Genomic DNA, 23,079 nt, shown 5'->3' with positions numbered 1-23,079 from the left:
CAGCCGGTTCGCTGCTGGCGGCGGCACGGCGATGACTACCGATCCCACGGTTCGGCGGGGAGACAGCCGTTGATCGGGTTGCCGTACAACCGTTCTCCGTCCAAACCCGCATAGCAGTGCTCAAGTTGGTCCTCGCCTTGGAGCGCGCGGTAGCGTCAGGACGAAGCTTCCTCTGCGATACCGGGGGGCGAACGAATGCCCTGGACGGGTTTGCGGTAGGCAGCAGGCACCGTGGGGTGGGTCTAGTCGAGCAGTGCGAGTTCGTACTGGGGAGCGTCGGTACGCCGCAGGCTGACATACCCGGCCTCGCAACCGCTTCGGTTATTGCTGGTCGCGGACACTTGGTGTCGCTACGGTTCGGTGCCATGCCCGACGCGATCTTTGCCCACCCGCGCCTCGCGCCTGTCTACGGTGCGTTCGACGGCGACCGCGCAGACCTCGACGCGTACCTGCGCATCGTCGACGAGTTCGACGCCCGGCACGTGCTCGACATCGGGTGCGGCACCGGAGCCCTGGCCATCGCGCTGGCGAGAAGCGGACGACACGTGACCGGTGTTGATCCCGCCGCCGCCTCACTCGACGTGGCGATGTCCAAACCCGGCGCCGCATCGGTCACCTGGCTCCACGGGGATGCCACGACGCTTCCCGCGCTGTCAGCTGACATCGCGTTGATGACCGGCAACGTGGCTCAAGTCTTCCTTGACGACGATGCCTGGAGCGCGACGCTCCAGGGCATTCATGGCGCGCTACGCGACGGCGGTCACCTCGTCTTCGAAACGAGACGCCCGCAGCGCCGTGCCTGGGAGGAATGGGTACTCGACACTGACCCCGTCACCCGAAACGTTCCTGGCATCGGTGCGGTCGAACGGCGCATGGAGGTCACCAGGGTGGCGCTGCCGTATGTCTCCTTCCGGTACACGTACACCTTCGCCGCGGACGGCTTCTCGGTGGAGTCCGACTCCACCCTGAGGTTCCGCAGTCGAGCAGAGGTTGAGGAAACCCTGGTGACCAGTGGTTTCACCGTCATCGACGTCCGCGAGGCCCCGGACCGCCCGGGACGGGAGTACGTGTTCGTGGCGCAACGCACGCACTGACCGCCAGCCAGCTCCGACTGAGCTTTGCATCCCGCAACGAGCCTGCCGCCGAGGGGCTAGATGCGAGCGTTCACCGTCTCCACGCCGTCGCCGGTGACGTCCGCCAGATAGGCACGCCTTCCCGCGAGAAGCATCACCAACGCCTCGGTGGTTCCCCGGACGATCGGACCGTCACCGATGTGGAGCGGTCCATCGGTCGCCTCCCAGCGCAGTCCGGTGGCCACGTTGCGGCTGTTGACGGCGAAGTTCTTGGCCACGAAGAACCTGGCGACCGTGGTGGCCGCCTCGACCGACGGCCCACCGGGTAGGTCGAGCGAGCGGCGGATGTCCTGGCCATGCACGACGACCTCACCGAGCCAGGCGGCGGGATTTCCCATGGGCGCGGTGGTGGACGGGATGATCGCCCGGAACTTCGCAAGCGTCTCGGCGGGCGTCTCACCGAGCTGCTCGTTCAAGCGGCGCCGGTTGTGCAGGTCCGGGCGGAATCCGGCTGCGACGATGCTACGGATCCAGCGGAACGGAGTCATGCACCCGGCCGAGGTCAGGTGCGCCAGCGTTTCCTCGACGGACCACGATTCGCAGAGCGACGGGGCGGCCCACTGGGCCTCGGTCAGGTCGGCGAGATCGTCGGCCAGCTGCCGACGGGCGGCGATGATCTGGTCGGTCAGCTGTGTCGGACCCACGGAATCGGCGGAGTTCATCGCAGCAGCCTAGTGACGGCGGGACCAAGCCCATCACGCACTTGAGAAGGTTCAGCGACGTGCGTCGAACTGGGCGCGGGCTTCGAAGACGCGGTCCATGTGGGTCTCCGCCCAGTTCTTGATCGCGACCATGACCGGGAACAGTTCATGGCCGAGCGGAGTGAGTTCGTAGTCGACGCGGACCGGTACCGAGGCCGTGACCGTGCGGGTGACCAGGCCGTCGCGCTCCAGGGTGCGCAGGGTCTGGGTGAGCATCTTCTGGCTCACGCCGGCGATGCGGTTGGCGAGTTCGCTGTGCCGCTGCGGGCCGTCGGCGAGAGCTGGGATCACCAGTGCGACCCACTTGTCGGTGAGCCTGCTCAGCAGTTCGCGGGTCGGGCACCGTTGCAGGAACGCGTCGTACTCGCGTTTGGCCTGCTCGCGTCGTTGGGCCGCGGTCGTCGTAGCCATCTTGCCCCCCACTGGTGCCCTAGGCACTTCCAGGTACCTACTTTCTCATGGTGCCCGCTGATTCGTACGGTCCTGGTGATCACGAAGTTCCACGAAGGAGTCGACGATGCGCGCAGTCAGGTATGCACAGTTCGGTGGCCCGGAGGTCCTGCACGTGGCCGATGTGCCGGTGCCCGAGCCGGGGCCGGGACAGGTGCGGGTGAGGGTCACCGCGTCCGTCGTCCACCCGGTCGACCTGCTGATCCGTTCCGGTCGGTTCCCGGCACCGCTGCCGACCGGTCTGCCGTACACCCCCGGCTGGGATGTGGCCGGCACCGTCGATGCGATCGACCCGGCGGTCGAGCAGTTCACGATCGGCGACGCGGTCGTCGGCTTCTCGCCATGGCTGCGCACCACGGTCGGCGCCCACGCGGAGTACGTGGTGCTCGACGCGGCCTGGCTGGCCCTCGCGCCCGCCGACGTCCCCGCCACCGAGGCGGCGACCCTGCCCACCAACGGCCTCGCCGCCACACAGGCCCTCGACCTACTCGCGGTCCCGGCCGGTTCGACGGTGCTCGTCACCGGCGCCGCCGGGCAGGTCGGCGGGTTCGTTCTGGCGCTGGCCCGGACGATCGGCCTACACGCCACGGGACTCGCCAGAACCGACGACCGGGCGTTCGTGGAGTCGCTGGGCGCGGCATTCCTGTCGTGCTCAGACGACCTGACGGGAGTCTTCGATGCGGTCGTCGACCTGGCGGTGATCGGTCCCTCGCTGCTGGACCTCATCCGCGACGGCGGCGGTTACGTGGCCGCGTCGCCTCCGCTTCGTCCGGAACCGGTGCGGGGCATCCGGACCTTCGCGCTGGAGGTACGACCGGACGGATCGCGCCTGAGTGAACTGGTCAAACTCGTTACCAGCGGCGACATCCCGCTTCGGGTCGCCGGCGTGTACCCCTTCGCCGACGCCGCGGCCGCTCACGACCGGCTGGCGCAAGGCGGCGTCCGTGGCGGCGTGGTGATCGTCCCCTGACGCCCAGTTATCGATCCTGTCGGATGCCGGCGATCTGGGCGACGATCAGGTCGACTCGCTCCTCCTGCCCGTCAGGGGGGATGCGGCCGCTGCCCGCCAGGACGGTGATGCCGTGCAAGGCGCTCCAGACGACTTCGGCGAACAGTTCGCGTCGCTCGTTCTCCGGGGGGAAACAGTTGACGAACTCGTCGAACGAAGCCCGCAGCGGGGCCGGTGTCTCGGTGCTGGCGAACTTCAGGTCGGTGGGCAGGATGAACATGGCCTGGTACAGGGCGGGTCGCTCGGTGGCGAACGCCAGGTAGGCGTGGCTGACGGCGCGCAGGGCCTGTCCGGGTTCGGCAGCGGCCTGCCTTGCCTGGCTCAGGTGGACGGCGAGCTGGCTGAATCCGTCCAGGGCCACAGCGCTGACGATGGCGTCTTTGCCATTGAAGTGGCTGTACAGCACCGGCTGGCTGTACTCGACGCGTTCCGCCAGCCGTCGTGTCGTGACCGCTTCCCAACCTTCGGCCTCCGCGAGTTCGCGGGCGGCCGTGATGATCAGCTGGTGACGGTGAGCGCGTTCCCGCTCGCGGCGCTCGCTGACGGCGGACATTGCCACATCCTAGCAACGCTAGACATCCTGTCGAAGACAGCCTAACGTCGCTATCAGATCTAGCACCGCTAGATTTCACCGCCGCTGCCAGGGAGAAGACGCTGTGCTCACCACCGTCGCCACCGTCCTCGCCGGACTGATCGGCGCAGGCATCATCGCCATCGGGCTGAACGCCTTCCGGGCACCACACGCCGCAGCCGGCTTCGGCATCCCGGACACGCCGACCGAGGACCCCACCTTCCGGGCCTGGCTGAGGGTCAAGGCCGTACGCGACATCGCCTCGGGCATCCTGATCTTCATCGTGCTGGCCGGCGGCACTCCCCACCTGCTGGGCTGGTACATGCTGGCCGCCGCCGGCATGCCCACCGGCGACGCGATGATCGTGTTGCGCGGCAACGGCCCCAAGGCGATCGCGTACGGCGTGCATGCCGCCACCGCCGCGATGATGGTGGTGATCAGCGTGCTCCTCCTCGTCGCCTGACCACATAGTCAGGCCGCTTCAGCCGACGATCGCATCACTGAAGGGAACAGCTCCTCTCCATGCTCAGCTTCGAGATCAGTCCGATCGGTACGGTGCGCAACGACCGGACGGATGTCCAGCACACGGACAACTGGGGTGCCGTCCGCAGCACGATCACCATCGACGAGCGCTTCGGCGAGGCGTGCCTGCAAGGGCTGGAAGACTTCTCCCACGTCGACGTACTGTTCGTCTTCGATCAGCTTTCGGAACACGACGACTACCGCGAGCCTCGCCCGAATCGCGGCCGCACCGACCTCCCGCCCGTCGGCGTCTTCGCCGGTCGCGGTCCCCGCCGACCGAACCGCATCGGGGTGACGTGCTGCGCGATCGAATCCGTACGCGGACGCGAACTGACGGTGGTCGGCCTCGACGCGGTCTCGGGTACCCCCGTCATCGACGTGAAGCCGACGATGACCGAGTTCCTGCCGACGAACGTCCAGCAGCCGGAGTGGGTCAGCCAACTGATGTCGGAGTACTTCCAGCCGTAGGCGAGGACTTGACGCCCGCCAGCCAGCCACTACGTGATCTTGGTGCTCATCGCCGGTCGAAGGTTCGGAGGGAGGTCCGCCATGGGTCGGACCTGGTTGTACCTCGTCCGCCACGGGGAACAGGACGCGGCGTCCGGGCACCGGTCAGATGCTGGCCTGTCACACCTCGGCCGCGAACAAGCAGACCGGTTGGGCCGACGCTTGCAGACGGTGCCGTTCGCGACGCTCCACCACAGCCCGCTGGCCAGAGCGACCGAGACCGCCGACGTCGTTGCCACCCACCTGCCTCAGGTGCCGAGGCACCCCTGCGACCTGGTGGCCGACCGAACACCAGTGCCCTCCGTCGGACAACGTGGCCACTACCCGCACCGCTGGCATGCCTGGCTCGACGGGATACCCGACGACGAACGCGATGAGGACGCCGCAGCCCTGCAAGCCGCTGTCGCCCACTTCGGCGTGACCGGCGACGCCGAGCGACATGAACTGCTGATCACGCACAACTTCGTCATCGGCTGGTTCGTACGCCACGCCCTCGACGCCCCGACCTGGCGATGGATCGGCCTCAACCAGGCCAACTGTGCACTCACCATCGTGCAGTGGCACTCCGACCGGCCGCCAACCCTGATCAGCTTCAACGACACGGGACACCTGTAGCTCCTCGGCCACACCCGTGTGTTCACTCCACTGCCGGCAGGGTCGGGTGGTCGGTGGGGTAGATGCCGACCGCGAACCCGTACACGGTCTCGCCGGACCTCGGCATCCGGTCGAACGCATCGACCAGTTCCGCCATCTGGTCCCAGAACTGCGAGGCCTGATCTGCCGAAATGCGCGCATGTCGAATGAAGCCCCAGAGCTTCCCCTGCTCGAACGCCTTCGCTGACTCGCGTGCAGCCACCTCGAAGTCGTTGAAGTCACCCGGTAGCTGTTCTCCGCCGGGCGATGGCTCCGCCGCCACGTAGAACATGCGCGCCGTACGCCCGTAGAAGCGCTCCTCGACCGCCCGCACCTTCCGCGTGCGCACCACCTGGAGAAGGCCGTTCCTTGTCAGTACGTCCACGTGGTGCGCGACCGTGCTCTTGGGGCGCTCGACTGCGGCCGCGAGCTCGGTGACGGTCGCGGCCCGCTCGTGGAGCAGCTGCAGGATGACCGTACGGAGCGGGTGACCGATCGCCTTCACCTGCTCCGGTCTGGTCAGCGCCTTCCGATCGGCAAGCTCGTAGTCCGGTGGGTTGTCGGCCATGGCGTAACAAACTAGCATCACCGAACGTTCCAAAAATCTCGATCGTTAGCGGGGGGTTCGACGCCATGGCCGACGTGCTGCTCTACCACCACATCCAAGGTCTGACCGGCGGGGTCCGGAGCTTCGCCGACAGCCTGCGACAGGCCGGGCACACCGTGCACACCCCGGACCTGTTCGACGGCCGCACGTTCGGCAGCATCGAGGAGGGGCTCGGATTCGCTCGAAAGTTCGGCTTCGACGCGCTCCAGGAACGCGGCATCGCCGCAGCCGCCGGACTCGGCCACGGGCTCGTCTACGCCGGATTCTCCTTCGGCGTGACAATCGCCCAGCGGCTCGCGCAGACCCGACCCGACGCCTGCGGGGCGCTCCTCATGGAATCCTGCCTCCCCGTCACGGAGTTCGGAGAGACATGGCCCGAGGGCGTGCCGGTGCAGATCCACGGCAAGGAGGACGACGAGTTCTTCGACGAGGACCTGCCGGCCGCACGCGAGCTAGTCGGCTCCACGGCGCACGCCGAACTGTTCGTCTATCCCGGCGACCAGCACCTCTTCGCCGACTCCTCGCTCGACAGGTACGACCCGGAGGCGGCCGCGCTACTCATGGAGCGGGTGCTGGCGTTCCTCTCCTCCATCAAACCGGCGTGACTCACTGACTGGCCCAAACTCCCAGCCGGACGATCGGCAGAGCCGGTGGGTCGATCCGTCGTCCGGTTACGCCCGACTCCCGTCATCCATTCGACGGGTCACCAGGCGCGGCCGGGGCGGGGTTGCAGGTTCAACGGCCCGAACTCGTCGACGCACAGCACCCTGCCATCGGCGGGTGGGTGGTCGTAGAGATCCAGGATCCGGCGCATCTTCGTGGTGAAGTCGGGATCGGTGATCATTCCGGACCCGAACCTGCGGGCGGCGTTGGCGTCGCTGGTCGGTGGTCCGTCCGAGGTCAGCGTCGACACGATCCGCTCCGGCCTCTACACCGAGGTCATCTTCGCGGAACTGGATCCAACGTCTATCGCGGAGGTTCACCCACCGGGTCCGCGAATCCTGTTCAACGAGCGGTACCGCTTCGAGAACTTCAGCCTGCTGGGCGTGACGATGGCGCATGAAACACTGCACCAGGACCCCGCAATCAGCGGGATGGAGGAGTACATCGCCTACGCCCTACACAGCGGCTACTACGGGCAGGTGCTACTCGAGCAACCGAAGCTGACCACCAGCGGCACCGAGCTGACTCGGCGGGCGAACACTGCGCTGCTGGCCCTGGTGAACACGCGGGACGCGAAGGGCCGACAGAGCCTGACGGCGAACCGAGGCAACGTGCTCCCCGGCGCAGCAGTTCCACTGGCCAACTTCCGGTCGCTCTTCCCCGCCGACCTGAGCCCCGCGACACCCGGGAACCCGGACCTGAACGCCTTCCTCAGTGCGATGACGAAGACCCGGCAGCGCAACGCCGACTTCGACCAGGCCACCGCCGACCTCCTCGACGTCCGGCTGCTCTGGGCGCCGCCCGAGGGCCGGCTGCGCGTGGCCAAGCTGCTGCAACTCAAGCTTCCCAAGGGTTGCCCGCCCTGGCCGCAGCCGACGGTCCCCACGCAGATCCCCGCCGGCGACCAGCCCGCCGAAGCCACAGCCGCCACCCCCGTCGAAAGGCCGGTGGAAAGCGGCGCAGCCTCACCCCTCGCGGCGACCGCGGCCGTGCTCTCCCTGCTCACCCTGGTGCGGCTGCGACGCCGCCACCGGGCGGTGCCGGGCGAGCCGCCTCGACTTCCCTGATGGGCGCGCAGTCCACGATCCGCCGTACCGCACCGCTGACGACGGCGGTGACCATGCTGGCCACCGCCGCCGTCCTGGTCGTCTCGGCACCCGAGACGCCACCCCCGTCGACCACCGGACTGTCCCAACAGCGGACAGCGACGAGCCCACCGACAACGCGACCGGCCAGGTCCGTGACACCCACAGCAGCCGCCGGTCCGGGACCGACGGCCGTGTCTACCGCCGGCACGGCCGTCACCGCGCCGTCCCTGCTGGCGGCGGGATCCGTCCGGCTGCCGCGAGGTAGCACGGCTCGCCTCGTCCGCCGGGACGTTCGGCCCGATGGCACGCTGCCCGTGCCTGACGGGGTCACCGAGGTGACCTGGTGGGGATCGGACCTGCTCGCCGCAAGCGGAGCGGCGGTACTCGCCGGGCATGTCAACTGGCAGGGCGAGGTTGGACCGTTCGCCGAACTGTGGCAGGCCGAGCACGGCGGCCACATCGAGGTCGCCGACCGGCACGGACGCCTGCACCGTTACCGGATCACCGAGGTGCACACCGTGGTGAAGAACGACCTGCCGCGACGCGCCCCGGACCTGTTCGCACAGCACGGGCCCCACCGGATCGTGCTGGTCACCTGCGGTGGTCGCTGGGTCGGCGGGCCGCTGGGCTTCGAGGCCAACCGCATCGTCGTCGGCCAACTGGACTGACCAAAGATGCTTCTCCCCCAGCCGGAGCACTCTCACCATCGGCACGGGAACACCCAGGCGTGCAACCCGGGCCCTACCTGGCCGTCGGACCTGCCCAAAGCCCGTGCCGCGTCGAGGTCAGCAACGTGCCATCGGTGGGCGCTATGCCGCCTCCGGGCGGTTGCGGCGTGGAACGAGCTTGGTCGTCGCCTGGGCGGTGGTCCTCTTCAACTCCGCGAGGACGGAGGTGTAGATGTCGGCGGTCATCGTGTACGAGGAGTGGCCGAGGGTGTCCTGGATTTGCTTGATGCTCGCCCCAGCCGCGAGCATCAGGGTCGCGGCGATGTGCCGCATGTCGTGGAACCGGACCGGGGGCAGGCCACTTCGGGCGACGAGCCGATCGAAGCGGCCGGTGACCGTCTCGGGATGCCAGGGTTGGCCGCCACGGCGTCGGACGAAGAAGATATCGCTGTCGACCCAGGCGTCGCCTGCGGCAAGCTTCCACCCCGCGCGGCGCATCAGGTAGGTGCGCAGGGTTGTCACGGTGTCGTCGCTGAGGTCGACGACCCGGTCCCCGGCCGCCGACTTCACCCCCTTCTCGATCACCTGGTAGCCAACGCTGGTGCGCTGGCTGGTGATGGTGATCGCGGCGGCTGCCAGATCGACGTCGTAGTCGTGCAGACCGCACAGCTCACCTCGACGCGGGCCGCGGTGGATGGCCGGGTCGAACAGGGGATACAGCTCGGGTTCTTCGGCTTCGGCGATGTCGAGGAACGCGACCACCTGGGCGGGGGTCCAGACCATCACCGGGCTGGGTCGCTGCCCGGTGTGACGCCACCGGTTGACCGCCGCGTCGGTCCACAGCCGAGGCTCTGGCGACTTGCCGGACCTGAGTTCGACTGACTCGGCCGGATTACGGTCGATCAGGCGGTGGTGGTAGAGACGGCGCGCGTCGTTGAGCGCCTTGCGCAGGGTCGCCAGGATGCGCTGCTGGCTGGCGGCGCCAACCGTCCGTTTCCCCATGACCGTATCCCGAATCTCCTTCACGGGGCTGGTCTTGGCGGCAACGATCTCGGCGTTGCGGGACTCGATCGCGGTGAACACCGATTCGATGTGCGCGGCCGTGAGGTCCTGAAGGGCCACCTGCCCCAGGTGGGGTGTCCAGTACGTGGTGATGTGGTCCTGGCAGCTGCGCCGCGTCGCCGGTTGCAGCTTCGTCCGCCCCTTGATCCACTCGGCGAGGTACTCGCCGACAGTGAGCTGGGTGCCGGTGGACACCTCGGCGCGGATGCGACGGGCTACGTGATCACGCTCGATCAGCGGCTGCTGGGGCGTGACCGCGTACAGCAGGTCGGCGATCTGCCGGCGTCGGATCTCATCGCGGCCGGCGAGGTCGAGCAGCGCGCGGGCGTGGTCGCATTCGTCGGCGGCCTTGTCTCGGGTGTCGAAGCCGCCGCGGCGCAGTTGCCGCCGCCTGCCGGCGGCATCGAGAGGGAGTTCCAGCTGGTAGCGCCATGTGCCGTGGTGGGGGTTCCACCCGTTGCCGCGGCGCAGCTTGGGGCATCGTGCGCCGAGGCGTTTGCCGTCTATGCGGCAGCTGCAGAGCTTGGTGATGGGTTCGTCTGCCACGAGTTCTCTCCTCGCCGATGCCGCCGGTGGGCGGGCATCGGATTGTGGGGTGTTCGTCGGATGGTGATCGACGCTCGTCGCGGTCGTGTGTTCAAGTCGCCGGTGGGGTCGGGAGTTCGTTCGGTACGCCGAGGGCGGCCAGGATCGCCGCGACGGAGACCCGGTAGCGGGAGCCGACCGCAACACGGGCACCGGCAGCCGGTCCCAGCGCGCCAACTCGTAGGCACTGCTACGGGACAGGCCGAAGATCTGCCCGGTGGTGGCGACATCGGTGACCGCGCCGAGCGCGCGGATGCGCTCGATCGTCCAGACGGGCGGGGATGCCGGGGTGTTCAAGAAGGAACAGGGAATGTGCTATCCATGGCATTTGTCCTTCTTGATGTGAGGAAAAGGGCCCCGCCACCTGGGGTGGCGGGCCCTCTAGGGACAGGGCGACGGAGTCGACGCAGCCTTCGACCGCGACGATCAGGTGTGGACAGATCGGCTGCTGTAGACACATCAGCCAAGTCGAGGGCCGGTTGTGGTATTGAGTCAGCCCTCGCCGCAGTCGGCTGCGGTCTCCCGCTCCTCCGACAACTCCACGCCGTAACCGAACACCGGCTTGCGTGACGTTTCGTCGACCCTCTCTACCCCCTGAGGTCCGGCCTTCCAGGAGCCGACTGGGTCGGAGAACCAGAGGGTGACATTGATCAGTGGCAGATCACTCTCACCCTCCGGCACGATCATGTTGTTGATGTCGAACGTCATCAGGGTGCAGGGCGGGATGTCCACGTTCAGATCGAAGAACCTGGGACCACTAGGCCAGCTCAGCAGGAAATCCGATGTGGCCTCGACAGACAACCGCTTAATTGGTACAGGTGCTCGGTTCTGCACGCGCACGTGTACCGGCGTCTTCGAATCCCATGGCTTCTCCCGGATCTGCCACGCGGCGACCCGCGATGCGAAGCGCTGGTCGTACCGCTGACGCTCCAGCCGTGTCATCTCCAACTGTGCCCGGTTGATCTCCTGCTGGTCGCGGTACGTCACTACAGCCACGACCAGCGCCGGCGCCGCCAGTACGACCCTTGCGGGACGGGCTTTACGCCGACCGGTGCCCCGCAGCGCATCGGCGGGTCACTTGGTGGTGATGCCGGCATCGTGGGCGAGGAGGGCCGCCTGCACCCGGTTGCCCAGGTCGAGACGGGTGAGGATGGCGCTGACGTGGCCTTTGACCGTGCCCTCGACGACGTTGAGGCGGTGGGCGATTTGGGCGTTGGACAGGCCTGCACCGAGTAAGGCCAGTACGTCGCGTTCGCGCTCGGTGAGTGTCTGCACCTGGGCGCGGGCCGTCGCGGCGCGGCTGAGCCCGCCATCGCGTAGCTTGCCGATCATCCGTGCGGCCATGGCCGGTGAGAGGTAGGCGCCGCCGGAGGCGACGGCGTGGACGCCCGCGATCAGCTCGCGGGGGTTGCCGGACTTGACCAGGAAGCCTCGGGCGCCGCCGTCGAGCGCGCGTGCCAGGTAGTCGTCCTCGCCGAACGTGGTCAGGATCGCGACGCCGGTCGTGGGCATCGCGCGGACGATCTCGGCGGCCGCGGCGAGGCCGTCGAGGCGGGGCATGCGGATATCTAGCAGGGCGACGTCGGGGCGGTGCGCGAGGGTCAGCTCGACGGCTTCGCGCCCGTCGCCGGCTTCGGCGACCACTTCGATGTCGGTGTCGGTGGCGAGGATGGCGCGGACACCGGCCCGGATCATCGCCTCGTCGTCGGCGAGCAGGATCCGGATCATGAGGCATCCGCGTGTGGCAGCCGTGCGATGACTTCGAACGTGTGACCGCGCGGACCGGCGCGGAGTGTGCCGCCGGCGAGGCGTACTCGTTCGTGCAGCCCGGTCAGGCCGGCGTGCCCGCCGGGCCCTGGACGGGCGCCGGGGGTGACCGGGTTGGTGACGGTGACGGTGGTCGTGCTGGCAACGGTGGCTAGGCACACCCGTACCGGCGCGCCGGGTGCGTGTTTCAGGGCGTTGGTGAGCCCCTCCTGGACGACGCGGTGGGCGGCCCGGCTGGTCCTCGGCGGCAGGTCACGGGGGCCGTCCCAGTCCAACGAGACCGCGACACCGGCCTCGATGGCGCGATCGACGAGGTCTTCGATGCGATCCGGGCCGGGGTGCAGCGGCACCGGCTCGCCGTCGCGCAGGACGGTGACGATCTCGGCGAGCCGGTCGGTGGCGAGTCCCGCGCCGGCTCGTAGGTCCGCCGCCGCGGCCCGGTGGCCGTCGTCGAGATCGGCCGCCAACTCCAGCGCGCCGGCGCGCAGGGCCAGCAGGGTCAGTTCGTGGCCAAGAGTGTCGTGCATGTCGTAGGCGATGCGGCTGCGTTCCTGGAGCCGAGCACGCTCGGCGGTGACCGCGACGAGCTCGGCCTGCTGGTGGAGAGCGCGCCCCAGAATCCACGGCAGCACCACCGTCACCCCGAGCAGCACTAGGGCGGAGAGCCACGCACTGCCATCGGCCAGGCCGAGCGGGATCGCGAGCGTCGCCCCCGCCACGAAGACGGCCAGCGCATGCGTCGTCCGCGGCATCTGGCGGCCGGCGAGCACGCTGATCACGAAGATCGTCGCACCGAGCGCGACGCTCCAGACCGGTACGGAATCACCCAACGCGAGCGCCATTGCCACGCTCGCCGCCGTACCCAGGGCGAGCGAGATGATCGGATACGTCCGCAGCAGCGCAACGCCGGTCACCGGCGCCAGCAGCGCCCCGGTCGACACCCACCACGGCAGCTGCTGATAGGACGTCGCGACGCCCGCGAGCAGCACGACGAGCGCGGAGAGCACCCACGGCGGGGCCGGACCCCGCCGCCACCAGCCGTCCCGGTCGCCTTTCATGGTCATCAACGCTACCGTGCCGTCGGACCGGTCGGCCGACGCCGCATCAGTGCCACCACCCGGGCGACGAGCGAGCCGGCGTTCATCGCCGCGGCCACGGCGCTCCACCCGACCAGCGCGGGCGCGGTGTACGCCACCTGGCGGAATGTGATGTCCCGGCCGCCGCCGACGATCGTGCCGAGCAGGTACGGCAGCGCCAGGAGTACCGCGACCGGCACCAGCCTGGGCAGCAGCCGCAGGATCGGCCGCCAGAGTGGCCGCTCACCGGCCCGCACCGCCCAGGCCGACGTGCGGCGCAACCTGCGTACGCCGAGCAGCACGCTCATCACCGTCAGCGCGGCCAGCACCAGGTCGACGATCAACCGGGTCGGCGCGGGGGGCGGGGCGGAGCGACCGTCCTGGACCAGGGCGGCGAGTTCGTCGGCCAGCTGGTCGGTGCCCCCGTTGGCGAGGCTGAAGCCGCTGTTGCCGAGCACCGCGATGCCGTATCCGGAGGGCAGTAGCAGCGCGCTCGCGGTGTAGGTGAACCAGATCCCGTTGTGGTGGACCCGGCCGTCGCTGTCGGCGTTCCAGCCCATCCCGTACGTCCATCGCCGGTCGGACGAGGTGTGCATGGCCGTCATGCTCTGCGCCGAGACCAGCCGGGTGCCGTCGGCCGCCGCGCCGGCGTTGCCCTGGACGACCAGCCACCGGGCCAGGTCCCGCGCCGTGGTGAGCACACCGTCGGAGCCGTTGACGAACCGTTTTGGCTCGGCGGCGGCGATCGACGCCCCGTAGGCGTATATGTGTCCCTGCCGCACGGTGTCCGGTAGATCGCGGGGGGTCAGGTCGATCGTGGTGCTGTCCGACATGCCGAGCGGTTCGAAGACGTGCCGGCGTAGGTAGCCGGCAAACGGCTCACCGGACACGACCTCCACCAGCCGGGCGGCGAGGTGATAGTTGGTGTTCGTGTATGCGTAACGCGTGCCGGGCTCGCTCGCCAAGGTCGCGGCGCGCGCCCGTACCGCGGCCGCCGCCAGCGAGTCGGGCTGCTGCAGGCTCTTCTCCCGCAGTGTGCGGTCGGTGATCCCGGACGTCTGGTTCAGCAACTGCCGCACGGTGATCCGCGCGCCGCGGGGATCGGCGACATGGAAGCCAGGCAGGTAGTCGCGCACCGGCGCGTCCAGCGTCACCTTCCCCGCCTCGACCAGCTGCATGACGGCGAGCGCCGTGAATGACTTGCTGAGCGAGGCGATAGGCATCGGCGTCGTCGCGGTCACGGCCGCGCCGGTCGCGTCACGCCCGTACCCCGCCGCGTGCAGCACCTGATCGCCCTTCGTGATCGCGACGGCGACACCCGGGTAGCCCGCCTTGGCGGTGAAGCCGTTAACCACGCGCTCGACCGAGCCACTGTCGATACCGTTCTGCGCGTACGCCGGACCGGGAACCACCTGCGCGGCGGGAACGGCCAGGCCCAGGATCAGCACGGATATCAGGCCACGTCGTCGGTGCTTGTTCTGCCACATAGCTGACCACGGTAGGAATCGGGGCGACCAGGTACAGGACCCGATCGACACCCCGCACCCCTGACCTTCGTCAGGGGATCTCCGTCCGGCTCGATGGGATGCCGGTCGGCTGCCTCGGCGACCTCGCTGCGCGCGTTGGCCGTACTCCGACATCGAATCAGACGTCGCCTACCGTTCGCTGCGTCTGCTGGACCGGTTTGAGGCGGAACGAGCCGGCGACCTTCGGCCGGTAAATCTCCTGGGTGGTGAGGTCCCACGGGATGCACCATCGTCCGCTGGGGTGAGGTTCCCCCGGTTTGCCGGAGGGTTGGTTACCTGGCGCCGGTGGGCTCAGGCTGAACGATAGCCGTCAGGTCGTGCTGTGCCTGGTGGGTGTGCCAGGCGGTTTCGTACTCGTCTGGAGATCGCCAGCCGAGGTCTTTCTGGATACGGCGGGTGTTGTACCAGCCGTAATGGCTGAAGATCGCGTTCTCGGCCTCGTCCCGGGTCCGCCAGGATGTGCGGTAGACCAGTTCGATCTTCAACGTCGACCAGAAGTTCTCCATGAGCGCGTTGTCGAACGAGTCGCCGACCGACCCCATCGAGGGCAGGATGCCGTTGTCGGCCAAGCGCTGCGCGAAGCGGAACGACGTGTAGTTCGACCCGCGGTCGCTGTGGTGGATCAGTTGGCCGTCACGGACGTCGCGGGACCAGATGCCGTACTCCAGAGCGCCGAGGATCAAATCGGTGTCGCAGCGGTCGGAACACCGCCAGCCCACGATGCGGTTGGAGAACACATCCCGCACGGCGGCGAGCCAGAACGCGCCTTCGCCGCAGGGGATGCGGGTGGCGTCAGCGACCCACAGCCGGTTGGGCGCCGCAGCGGTGAACTGCCGGTTGACCAGGTCCGGAGCCGGTGTCGCCTTCGGGTTCGACCGCGTCGACGGGATGCGCCACTTCTTGCGCAGGAACGCGCCCTGCAGGCCGGCGGTCCGCATCAACCGCTCGACCCGCTTGCGGCCGACCTGGCGGCCTTGGCGGCGCAGCATGGCGTGCACTCGTGGACTGCCGTAGGTGCCACCGGAGACGTCATGGATCTCCGCGATCTCCACCGCCAGTACGGCGTCCTCGCGTCGGCGAGCGCAGGGGTTGGCGGCTTGGGCGAGCCAGCCGTAGTAGGTCGACACGGCCACGCCGATGACCCGGAGGACGGGCTCGACCCCGAAGCGGTCTTTCAGCTCGTCGACGAGCGTCACGACCGTCGCCGGGTCGGGTCGAGTTCCGAGGCGAAAAAAGCCGAGGCGGCTTTCAGGATCTCGTTGGCCCGCTTCAGCTCGGCGTTCTCCCGCCGCAGCCGACGCAACTCCTCCAACTCGGAGGTCGTCGGCCGGTCGTCACGCTGACCCCGGTCGGCCTCGTCCTGACGGATCCAGTTCCGCAACGCTTCGTGATGCACACCAAGCTGGCGGGCCAGCTGGCGGATCACGGGCTTCGGGTCCGACTCCCGATACAAACGCACCGCACGTTCACGCAGCTCATCGGGGTACTTCTTCGGTGCTGCCACGGATGACTCCCTTCAGCTCCATCAGAGCATGATCGAAAGCCTCCGAGCTACCGGGGGAACCTCACCGGGCCGGCTGGGTGGAGCGACATGCCATGAACCTGGCCGCGATCGCGTCATTCCTCGAACGCCAGCTCGGCTCGATGCTGACGGCGGCCTTCATCTACGGGTCCGTCGCCGCCGACAGGGCCGGACCGTACAGCGACATCGACTGCTTCGTCATCACCGCCCGGGACCTCAGTCCGGAACAGCGGCACCTGCTCGGCAACGAGTTCGCCACGCTGCAATGTTCCCTTGGCTACGTTCCCGACCCCGACTACCCGATTGAGTTGTTCTCCGTCGGCGCCTGCGTTGCCGCGTTGGAAAGCGAGCCGCTGCACCGAGCTCTCGCGGGCGCCGCCGGTGGGCAGCTCGATCCCTCGGTTGCGACTAGTGACGAGGTAGAGGTGCTCGGTGCGCTGCTCGACCGTCGGATGGTGATACGGCCTTCACCGGTGCTTGACGAGCTCACCGCACGAGCGAGGAGCGTCCTGGAACGCCACGCCGAACACCAGGCAAGTCTCATGGCGATATTGGGCCTGGCGCACGATCGGACGGGGTCATGACAGTCTCGGACCGCCTGGTCGCCTCGCCCGTGTTCATCCTCAGCTCGATCCGATCCGGGTCCACGCTGCTGCGATGCATGCTCAACACGCACTCACAACTGCACGCTCCCCACGAACTGCACATGGTGGACCTGACGGTCGGCATGGACAGCCGTTTCGCGCGGCTGGCCATGGAGGTCGCCCATCTCGACAAGCGCGAGCTGGAACACCTGCTGTGGGACCGGGTGCTTCACCGGGAACTGCTCCGATCAGGCAAGCCAGTCATCGTCGACAAGACGCCCACGAACCTGCTGCGGTGGCGACGAGTCGCCGATTGCTGGCCTGCCGCCCGATACATCTTTCTTCTGCGCCACCCTGTCCACGTCGTCGAGTCGGCGATCGCTGCACGGCCGCGCGCGACGCCGACCGACTCCACGGAGTTGGTCCATCTCTTCCTGACCCAGTTGGTCGAGGCGCGGCAGAGCCTGCCGGGGATGACGGTTCGCTACGAAGAGCTGACCGCAGATCCCGAGGCTGCGACCCGCCGGACATGTGACTACCTTGGTGTCCCGTGGGAGCCAACCATGATCGAGTACGGGCGGCAGGACCATGGGCCGTTCCTGCAGGGCATTGGCGATTTCACCGACCGTATCCGGGCCGGCCGGGTGCTACCCGGCCGACCCGCACCGACCCAGGCACAGACGCCCGAGGAACTGCGGTCGTTGTGCCGCGCTCTCGGGTACCTCTGATCACATGCGGTCTGGGGCGCCGATCCCCAGTAGGCCGAGGCCGCGGGCGAGCACTCGCGCGGTCAAGTCGCACAACGCCAGCCGGTTCTCGCGTACCTCCCCCTCGGCGCGCAGCACCGGGCACCGCTCGTAGAACGCCGTGAACGCCGTCGCAAGCCCATACAAGTACACCGCCAGCCGATGGAAATCCAGCGACTCCGCCACACCGGTGACCACGTCTTCGAAGGCGAGCAGCTCGATCGCCAACGCCCGCTCCGCAGGCTCGGACACGGTGATCGTGGCTAGGTCCCGAGCGGGCGTGACGCCGCCGCGCCGGAAGATCGACAGGATCCGAGCCCGGGCGTACTGCAGGTAAGGGGCGGTGTTGCCTTCGAAGGAGAGCATTCGCTTCCAGTCGAAGACGTAGTCCTTGTTCCGGTCGTTAGAAAGGTCGGCGTACTTCAATGCGCCGATGCCGACCATCCGAGCCACCTCAGCGCGCTCCGCCTCGTCAAGATCGGGGTTCTTCTCCTTGACAAGGGCCGCCGCCCGCGCCACGGCCTCGTCGATGAGGTCGACCAGCTTGACCGTGTCACCCGCCCGGGTGCGGAACATCTTCCCGTCAGGGCCTAGGACAGAGCCGAACCCAACGTGTTGCGCCCGGGCCGGCGGCCGCAACCAACCAGCCTCGCGGGCGACCTCGTAGACCATCTCGAAGTGTTGTCGCTGCGGCAGCCCCACCACGTAGAGCAGGCGGGTCGCCTCCAACTCCTGGGTGCGGTACCGGATCGCCGCAAGGTCCGTGGCACCGTAACCGAACCCACCGTCACGCTTCTGCACGATGAGCGGCAACGGCTCTCCCTCGCGGTTGGTGAACCCCGCCGGGAAGACGACCTTCGCGCCCTCGCTTTCCCGTAGCAGACCTAGCCGGTCCAACTCGCTGACAACCGGCTGCAGCATGTCGTTATAGAAGCTCTCGCCGAAGAAGTCCTTCTCTGTGAGGCATACGTCAAGCCGGTCGTAGACGGCCATGAAGTACTTCTCCGACGCGTCCACGAGCAGGTGCCACAGCCGAAGGGTCAGCTTGTCGCCACCCTGAAGCGCGACCACGCGCCGCCGGGCGCGTTCCTTGAACGCGTCGTCGGCGTCGAACTTGACACGGGCAGCCTTGTAGAACGAGTTGAGATCGCCGAGCGACAATTCATGGGCAGCCTCGGACTCGCCGATGTCGAGCAAGTGCTCGATCAACATGCCGAACGGGGTGCCCCAGTCACCGAGGTGGTTCGCCTTGATCACCCGGTGGCCAAGCCAGTCCAGCACCCGGACAGCCGCGTCCCCGATCACCGTGGAGCGCAGATGACCGACGTGCATCTCCTTCGCCACGTTGGGTGCCGAATAGTCGATCACAACCGTGTCGGGGCTGGCGACGAGCGGGACCCCTAGGCGTTCACCGCGGCTCATCTCAGCAAGCAGCGGCGCGAGGGCGCCCTCAGACACAGTGAGGTTGATGAATCCTGGCCCCGAGATCTCCACCGAGGCGCAAAGATCGTCGAGTTGGGCGTGGCGTACGACATCGGCGGCGATGTCACGGGGCTTGCGGCCCAGCTGGCGGGCGAGAGCCAGCGCGCCATCCGCCTGGAAATCCGCGTACTGCGATCGGTGGACGGTGGGGGGAGCTGGCGTGCCGGCCACGGCCTCGAACGCGGACGCGAGCCGATCATGGAGCAGCTTTTCCAGGGTCGCCATGGGAAGACAATCTAGTCCACGCCGCCCCACCGTCCGACGAATAACCCCGCCGGCAGAGAGGACCCCAAGCCGCGGGTGATGTCCACGCGTCACGGGGTGGCCACGTTGTGCTGATCATCCGATACTGTTCGGCGTGTCACGGCCCCTCTGTATCCTCCTGCCCGAAATCGGCGTGATCAGCGAGACGTTCCTCCGCTGGGACGCCTGTGAATTGCTGCCCCGTGGGACCGTGGTGATCGCCGATCCGCCGCCGGGCGGCGCGTCGATCCGCCAACGCCCAGCATGGGACACCGATGGTCGTCCCACGCTCGCCCTCACTCCCATTCCTGGCGACCCTCCGCCTTCCCCGGAGCGAATGGCGGCGGTAGCCGACTTTCTGACCGAGCATCGGGTCGAGGTCGTCCTGGTGGAGTACCTCGACTTCGCCGATCGCTGGCTTGATGTCCTGTTAAAGCAGGGCGTGCGTGTCTGGCTGCGTGGTCACGGCGTGGACTTCTCGGCGCGGCTGAGGGAACAGCGGTGGCGCGAGGTCTACCGACGGTATGACCGGGTAGACGGCATCGTCGTACCAAGCCACGTCGCCGCCGAGGCTCTGGTGGCGCTTGGGCTTCCATCAGAAAAGATCCACGTCGTGCGGTACAGCGTTGATCTGCCGACGATCGCCGACGTCTCGAGAACAAACTCATCGGGGGAGGTCCGCTGTGTCGCTGTGGGACGGCTCGTACCGAAGAAGGCCCCTCTGCTCCTTCTTGAGTCGTTCCGCCGCGCGGCCACACGCAACCCTGCCATCGTCCTAGACCTGGTGGGCAACGGCCCATTGATGACGGACGTGCGGCGGTACGTCGATGAGCACGTCCTAGCTTCCCGCGTTCGCGTCCATGGCAGCCTGCCGCACGCAGATACGCTGGCGCTGATCCGCAGCGCGGATCTTCTCCTGCACCATGCCGTGACATCGCCGCAGGACGGCGACACCGAGGGCCAGCCGTTGGCGATCCTCGAAGCGATGGCGGCGGGGCTACCGGTAATCGCCACCCGACACGCCGGCATTCCGGAGGCGGTCATTGACGGAGTTCACGGCCGGCTCGTCGCCGAGCAGGACGTCGCCGACATGGCGGCGGCACTTCTTGATCTCGCCGCCAGCCCGCTGGAACGGCGGCGACTTGGGCTGGCCGCCCGCGCTGCGATCGAGGAACGACACAGCCATGATGTTGCCCGCCGCATCCTGCTGCAACTGCTCGGGCTCACCCAGACCTCGAACGACGAACGGGTTGGAAGCCGATGAAGAACGCGGTATTCCTCGTCAAGAACGGCATCGGTTTCGGCCACATCCGTCGGGCGCTACTCATCGCAGAGGCCGTCCAGTCGGCAGGCCGGCTTCGCCCAATCGTGATCAGCCAAGCCAGTTCCCTCGCCCTCTATCGAAACAGCCCGGTGCGAGTGGTCAACTTCCCGTTGCTGCACCGGGTGCCCTCCGCCGTCGCGGAGGACCTCTACACCGACCTCCTCGACCGCCTGCTCAGCCGCCTTGATCCCGTCGTCGTCGTGGAGGACACCTACCCAGACGCCCGATACCGACGACTCCCCGCGTTGGCCGACCGTCCCCGGCTGCTGGTTATGCGCCGGCTCGACGGCCTCTCCTTCGACCAGATCCGTCAACGCGGCGACTTCGGGCACTACGACGAGATCCTCGTAGCCCAGGACGAACACGCATTCCACGAGGAAGGACACAGCGGCGAGTCACTCGCCGCGGTGGAACTCAGCGGCCGGTTTCGCTTCGTAGGGAACATCGCGCACATCGCAAACGGCGAGGAAGTCATAGCAGCGCGCATGGCCTACGCGCCCGATGGCGCCCCCCTCGTCGTGGTCAACGGAGGTGCCGGCGGCGACCAGATGCCAGACGGATACGGCGATCGCCTGTTCACGGCATGTCAGGACGTCGCCGCCGCGCTGGCGGCCGAGGGCAACCCCGCGCGGTTCGTCCTCGTCACCGGCCCCTACTACGCCGGTCGGCCCCTCCAGGAGTCCGAGAACGTGACGGTCCGCCGGTTTGACCCACGCCTGCCCGCGCTACTCGCTGCGGGCGACGTAGTAGTGATCAAGCCGGGCAACAATGCGCTGTCCGAGGCGCTTGCCGGAGGCGGTCAGCTCGTCCTCGTACCGGATGTGTCGTTCATGGAGGGACTCGACGAACACGCGGCCAGGGTCGCTCAGCGCTACGGCGGGGTCGTCGGAACTCCAGACCGGAACAGCCTTGAGCCGCTCATCCGGAGTGCGCTGGCCCGCGGGCCCAGACCAGCTCGGTTGGCGCCTCGGCCCACCGCCCTCGCCGCAGTGGTGGACGCCATCCACGATTATGCCGGATTCGCGCCAGGCTGCGATGTCTCCCCCAAGCTCCTCCTGTTGGCGCTGATAGCACCGGACTACCTTGAACCGGCCGAGCTTCGTAAACAGCTACCGGACTCCCTTCGGGAGGCGGTGATCGTCGACAGCCTCGAACAGGATGAGCCGCTCGTCAGGCTCACCTCACTCGACAGGACATCGTTCAAGGCGGTGGCAGCCGTGGTCGTTGACGGCGAGGTCGGTCCGATGACTCCTCAACAACTCGCCGAACGTGGCGTACGCCTGTTGATCCGGACAGGCGCGTCGCCTGCCGTTGACCGCTGGCTTCGGCTTCACCCCAGTCGTCCGGCTCTGCTCGCTCAGCAGGCCGAACTCGTCAGGGCGTCACCTCGCCCAGAAGCCCTCAAGCGGCGCGCGACGAAGCTTCTCAATGCCGGCGCCGCCGGCACCATCTTGGTCGACCTCCGCGCGTTGCCGCCGTTGGCGCTGGCTGACTACCTGACGGCAGTTGGGCAGTGGATCGCACGTCAGCCTGTTCGCGTCGTGGGTGTCAGTGCCATCGTCGCTCAGGAGGCCGAGCGCCTACTCGAAAGGAGGCCGGATGCGCAATCGACCTGACACGGGCGAGGCCGAACCAGCGACCGTGCCGATCCGGACCTATGCCGTGCGCCGAACGGACAACGACCTCAACGCCTTCACCGACACGATCGTCGCGCTGCTCGACCACGAGCGGACCATGATCGATCTATCTCGATACGACAACGGCACCGGCATCGTCGAACTCCGCGTCGTCGCCCCTGAGCCAAGGAACGAACCATGACCGTCGTCCCCGCCCTCCTCGCTGACGAGATCCGCGATCGCGGCTTCGCTACCTGGCCTGGCTTCGCCACACCGAGCGAATGCGCGACGCTGAAAACCGCAACGGACATCCTCGCCAACGGCGAACACGCCAGGAGATACCCCAAGTCGACCCGGGTATGGAACCTCTATCAGTTCGATCCGATCTTCGCCGACATGCTCGTCAAGCCAGGACTCGCTGATCTGCTCGACGAACTCCTCGGCCGGTACTACCTGCTGTCCGACTACAGCCTCAACGTCGTCCACCCTGGACAACCGGTCGATGACTGGCACATCGACTACCCCTACAACGAGATGCCGCAACTGGTCGATGGGGCCATCCTCGGCCTTCAATGCGTCCTGGCGCTCGATCACTTCGATGAGCACAATGGTGCCACCCGTCTCGTCCCCGGATCACACGTGCCACCACGCCGACCTCCCTCCATGGGGCAGACGACCGCCGAGACGTTCACCGCGTCGCCCGGAACGTTGCTGATCATGGCGGCGGCGACCTGGCATCGATCGGGCTTCAACGCGTCCGAACAGCCGCGCGCTGCAGTACTGATGAGCTTCGTCGAACGGTGGATCCGCCCGCTATCCGATCCGCTACCGCCAGACCTGTGGGTCCATGATCAACGACTCCAGGTCATGCTCGGCTACCAGCGCCCGGCTGAGACCATCAACGGCGCTCCGGTCTGAGAGGACGTCTGATTCACGTATTTTGCGTGTGTTGTGGTTTAGTCGTCTCGCCAGGTTGGGGTGGTTTCGGTGGTGA

At 67.8% G+C, this 23,079-nt stretch carries 27 protein-coding genes; 14 read left to right on the top strand and 13 right to left on the bottom strand.

Translation table 11 applies throughout. From position 1 onward, the window contains the following. The first annotated feature begins 365 nt into the window (after positions 1–365). On the top strand, positions 366–1,094 hold the full coding sequence (locus tag ACLQ2S_RS25230; RefSeq protein ID WP_425703361.1) for a class I SAM-dependent methyltransferase: 729 nt from the start codon (positions 366–368) through the stop codon (positions 1,092–1,094). A gap of 56 nt (positions 1,095–1,150) precedes the next feature. Here ACLQ2S_RS25230 and ACLQ2S_RS25225 read toward each other — a convergent pair whose 3' ends face one another. Both ACLQ2S_RS25225 and ACLQ2S_RS25220 read right to left on the bottom strand, forming a co-directional pair. Continuing rightward, positions 1,151–1,795, bottom strand: coding sequence for a maleylpyruvate isomerase family mycothiol-dependent enzyme (locus tag ACLQ2S_RS25225; RefSeq protein ID WP_155222028.1), 645 nt, complete (start codon positions 1,793–1,795; stop codon positions 1,151–1,153). Between the two features lie 51 nt (positions 1,796–1,846). Next, positions 1,847–2,245, bottom strand: coding sequence for a winged helix-turn-helix transcriptional regulator (locus tag ACLQ2S_RS25220; protein ID WP_155222029.1), 399 nt, complete (start codon positions 2,243–2,245; stop codon positions 1,847–1,849). Positions 2,246–2,351: 106 nt separating this feature from the next. Between ACLQ2S_RS25220 and ACLQ2S_RS25215 the strand changes: the two genes are divergently transcribed. Beyond that, a complete protein-coding gene (locus tag ACLQ2S_RS25215; RefSeq protein WP_155222030.1) occupies positions 2,352–3,254 on the top strand; it encodes an NADP-dependent oxidoreductase in 903 nt (300 codons plus the stop codon). 7 nt (positions 3,255–3,261) lie between these two features. Here the strand turns inward: ACLQ2S_RS25215 and ACLQ2S_RS25210 are convergent, their stop codons facing one another. Next, a complete protein-coding gene (locus ACLQ2S_RS25210; protein WP_155222031.1) occupies positions 3,262–3,846 on the bottom strand; it encodes a TetR/AcrR family transcriptional regulator in 585 nt (194 codons plus the stop codon). 103 nt (positions 3,847–3,949) lie between these two features. Between ACLQ2S_RS25210 and ACLQ2S_RS25205 the strand changes: the two genes are divergently transcribed. From ACLQ2S_RS25205 to ACLQ2S_RS25195, 3 genes are all read left to right on the top strand, one after another. Next, positions 3,950–4,327, top strand: coding sequence for a DUF4267 domain-containing protein (locus tag ACLQ2S_RS25205; protein ID WP_309223894.1), 378 nt, complete (start codon positions 3,950–3,952; stop codon positions 4,325–4,327). Between the two features lie 59 nt (positions 4,328–4,386). Then, positions 4,387–4,854: an SAM-dependent methyltransferase gene (locus tag ACLQ2S_RS25200; protein WP_155222032.1), complete on the top strand. Its 468-nt coding sequence runs from the start codon at positions 4,387–4,389 to the stop codon at positions 4,852–4,854. A gap of 81 nt (positions 4,855–4,935) precedes the next feature. Next, a complete protein-coding gene (locus ACLQ2S_RS25195) occupies positions 4,936–5,508 on the top strand; it encodes a histidine phosphatase family protein (RefSeq protein WP_155222033.1) in 573 nt (190 codons plus the stop codon). A 22-nt stretch (positions 5,509–5,530) separates the two neighbouring features. On the opposite strand, the gene ACLQ2S_RS25190 is transcribed toward ACLQ2S_RS25195, so the two are convergent. Continuing rightward, positions 5,531–6,094: an ArsR/SmtB family transcription factor gene (locus ACLQ2S_RS25190; RefSeq protein WP_155222034.1), complete on the bottom strand. Its 564-nt coding sequence runs from the start codon at positions 6,092–6,094 to the stop codon at positions 5,531–5,533. A 65-nt stretch (positions 6,095–6,159) separates the two neighbouring features. Between ACLQ2S_RS25190 and ACLQ2S_RS25185 the strand changes: the two genes are divergently transcribed. Next, the gene (locus tag ACLQ2S_RS25185) at positions 6,160–6,738 is read left to right on the top strand and encodes a dienelactone hydrolase family protein (protein ID WP_155222035.1); all 579 of its coding nucleotides are present in this window, start codon (positions 6,160–6,162) and stop codon (positions 6,736–6,738) included. 98 nt (positions 6,739–6,836) lie between these two features. Here ACLQ2S_RS25185 and ACLQ2S_RS25180 read toward each other — a convergent pair whose 3' ends face one another. Further along, positions 6,837–6,977, bottom strand: a complete 141-nt coding sequence (locus ACLQ2S_RS25180; protein ID WP_230462953.1) for a hypothetical protein — start codon at positions 6,975–6,977, stop codon at positions 6,837–6,839. Between ACLQ2S_RS25180 and ACLQ2S_RS25175 the strand changes: the two genes are divergently transcribed. Further along, positions 6,970–7,863: a hypothetical protein gene (locus ACLQ2S_RS25175; RefSeq protein WP_155222036.1), complete on the top strand. Its 894-nt coding sequence runs from the start codon at positions 6,970–6,972 to the stop codon at positions 7,861–7,863. The genes ACLQ2S_RS25180 and ACLQ2S_RS25175 overlap by 8 nt on opposite strands. Then, on the top strand, positions 7,863–8,552 hold the full coding sequence (locus ACLQ2S_RS25170; protein ID WP_425703355.1) for a sortase domain-bontaining protein: 690 nt from the start codon (positions 7,863–7,865) through the stop codon (positions 8,550–8,552). Before ACLQ2S_RS25175 ends, ACLQ2S_RS25170 begins: the two co-directional genes overlap by 1 nt. 141 nt (positions 8,553–8,693) lie before the next feature. Here the strand turns inward: ACLQ2S_RS25170 and ACLQ2S_RS25165 are convergent, their stop codons facing one another. The 7 genes from ACLQ2S_RS25165 to ACLQ2S_RS25135 form a co-directional block, all read right to left on the bottom strand. Beyond that, positions 8,694–10,160, bottom strand: a complete 1,467-nt coding sequence (locus ACLQ2S_RS25165) for a tyrosine-type recombinase/integrase (RefSeq protein ID WP_309223895.1) — start codon at positions 10,158–10,160, stop codon at positions 8,694–8,696. 531 nt (positions 10,161–10,691) lie between these two features. After that, positions 10,692–11,186: a hypothetical protein gene (locus tag ACLQ2S_RS25160; protein WP_425703353.1), complete on the bottom strand. Its 495-nt coding sequence runs from the start codon at positions 11,184–11,186 to the stop codon at positions 10,692–10,694. Between the two features lie 87 nt (positions 11,187–11,273). Next, complete coding sequence (locus ACLQ2S_RS25155) at positions 11,274–11,927, bottom strand: response regulator (protein ID WP_155222188.1); 654 nt, start codon at positions 11,925–11,927, stop codon at positions 11,274–11,276. Then, on the bottom strand, positions 11,924–13,030 hold the full coding sequence (locus ACLQ2S_RS25150) for a sensor histidine kinase (RefSeq protein WP_425703351.1): 1,107 nt from the start codon (positions 13,028–13,030) through the stop codon (positions 11,924–11,926). The genes ACLQ2S_RS25155 and ACLQ2S_RS25150 overlap by 4 nt, the downstream gene beginning before the upstream one ends. A gap of 5 nt (positions 13,031–13,035) precedes the next feature. After that, positions 13,036–14,529 (bottom strand): serine hydrolase domain-containing protein, encoded by a 1,494-nt coding sequence (locus tag ACLQ2S_RS25145; RefSeq protein WP_155222190.1) that lies wholly within the window; start codon positions 14,527–14,529, stop codon positions 13,036–13,038. Positions 14,530–14,840: 311 nt separating this feature from the next. Next, positions 14,841–15,764 carry an IS3 family transposase gene (locus ACLQ2S_RS25140; protein ID WP_425703349.1) on the bottom strand — a complete coding sequence of 308 codons (924 nt, stop codon included), beginning with the start codon at positions 15,762–15,764 and terminating at the stop codon, positions 14,841–14,843. Continuing rightward, positions 15,761–16,072, bottom strand: coding sequence for a transposase (locus ACLQ2S_RS25135; RefSeq protein ID WP_104113285.1), 312 nt, complete (start codon positions 16,070–16,072; stop codon positions 15,761–15,763). Before ACLQ2S_RS25135 ends, ACLQ2S_RS25140 begins: the two co-directional genes overlap by 4 nt. A 92-nt stretch (positions 16,073–16,164) precedes the next feature. Here ACLQ2S_RS25135 and ACLQ2S_RS25130 point away from each other — a divergent pair, with 92 nt between their 5' ends. Both ACLQ2S_RS25130 and ACLQ2S_RS25125 read left to right on the top strand, forming a co-directional pair. Further along, positions 16,165–16,674 (top strand): nucleotidyltransferase domain-containing protein, encoded by a 510-nt coding sequence (locus ACLQ2S_RS25130; protein ID WP_425703346.1) that lies wholly within the window; start codon positions 16,165–16,167, stop codon positions 16,672–16,674. Next, positions 16,671–17,402, top strand: a complete 732-nt coding sequence (locus ACLQ2S_RS25125; RefSeq protein ID WP_425703344.1) for a sulfotransferase family protein — start codon at positions 16,671–16,673, stop codon at positions 17,400–17,402. The genes ACLQ2S_RS25130 and ACLQ2S_RS25125 overlap by 4 nt, the downstream gene beginning before the upstream one ends. On the opposite strand, the gene argS is transcribed toward ACLQ2S_RS25125, so the two are convergent. Further along, the gene (gene argS / locus ACLQ2S_RS25120; RefSeq protein WP_155222191.1) at positions 17,403–19,127 is read right to left on the bottom strand and encodes an arginine--tRNA ligase; all 1,725 of its coding nucleotides are present in this window, start codon (positions 19,125–19,127) and stop codon (positions 17,403–17,405) included. Between the two features lie 133 nt (positions 19,128–19,260). Between argS and ACLQ2S_RS25115 the strand changes: the two genes are divergently transcribed. From ACLQ2S_RS25115 to ACLQ2S_RS25100, 4 genes are read left to right on the top strand one after another with little or no spacing between them, the layout of a single operon-like run. Further along, a complete protein-coding gene (locus tag ACLQ2S_RS25115; protein ID WP_425703342.1) occupies positions 19,261–20,409 on the top strand; it encodes a glycosyltransferase in 1,149 nt (382 codons plus the stop codon). Beyond that, complete coding sequence (locus tag ACLQ2S_RS25110; RefSeq protein ID WP_155222201.1) at positions 20,406–22,085, top strand: hypothetical protein; 1,680 nt, start codon at positions 20,406–20,408, stop codon at positions 22,083–22,085. Before ACLQ2S_RS25115 ends, ACLQ2S_RS25110 begins: the two co-directional genes overlap by 4 nt. A 25-nt stretch (positions 22,086–22,110) precedes the next feature. Beyond that, the gene (locus ACLQ2S_RS25105; protein WP_425703340.1) at positions 22,111–22,287 is read left to right on the top strand and encodes a hypothetical protein; all 177 of its coding nucleotides are present in this window, start codon (positions 22,111–22,113) and stop codon (positions 22,285–22,287) included. Continuing rightward, positions 22,284–23,003, top strand: coding sequence for a phytanoyl-CoA dioxygenase family protein (locus ACLQ2S_RS25100; protein ID WP_425703338.1), 720 nt, complete (start codon positions 22,284–22,286; stop codon positions 23,001–23,003). Before ACLQ2S_RS25105 ends, ACLQ2S_RS25100 begins: the two co-directional genes overlap by 4 nt. Positions 23,004–23,079: the final 76 nt, after the last annotated feature.

It is taken from the genome of Micromonospora sp. DT48, assembly GCF_049844495.1.
Lineage (GTDB): Bacteria > Actinomycetota > Actinomycetes > Mycobacteriales > Micromonosporaceae > Micromonospora.
Note: the sequence above shows the minus strand (reverse complement) of the source record. Positions and strands in the feature narration are given on the sequence as shown.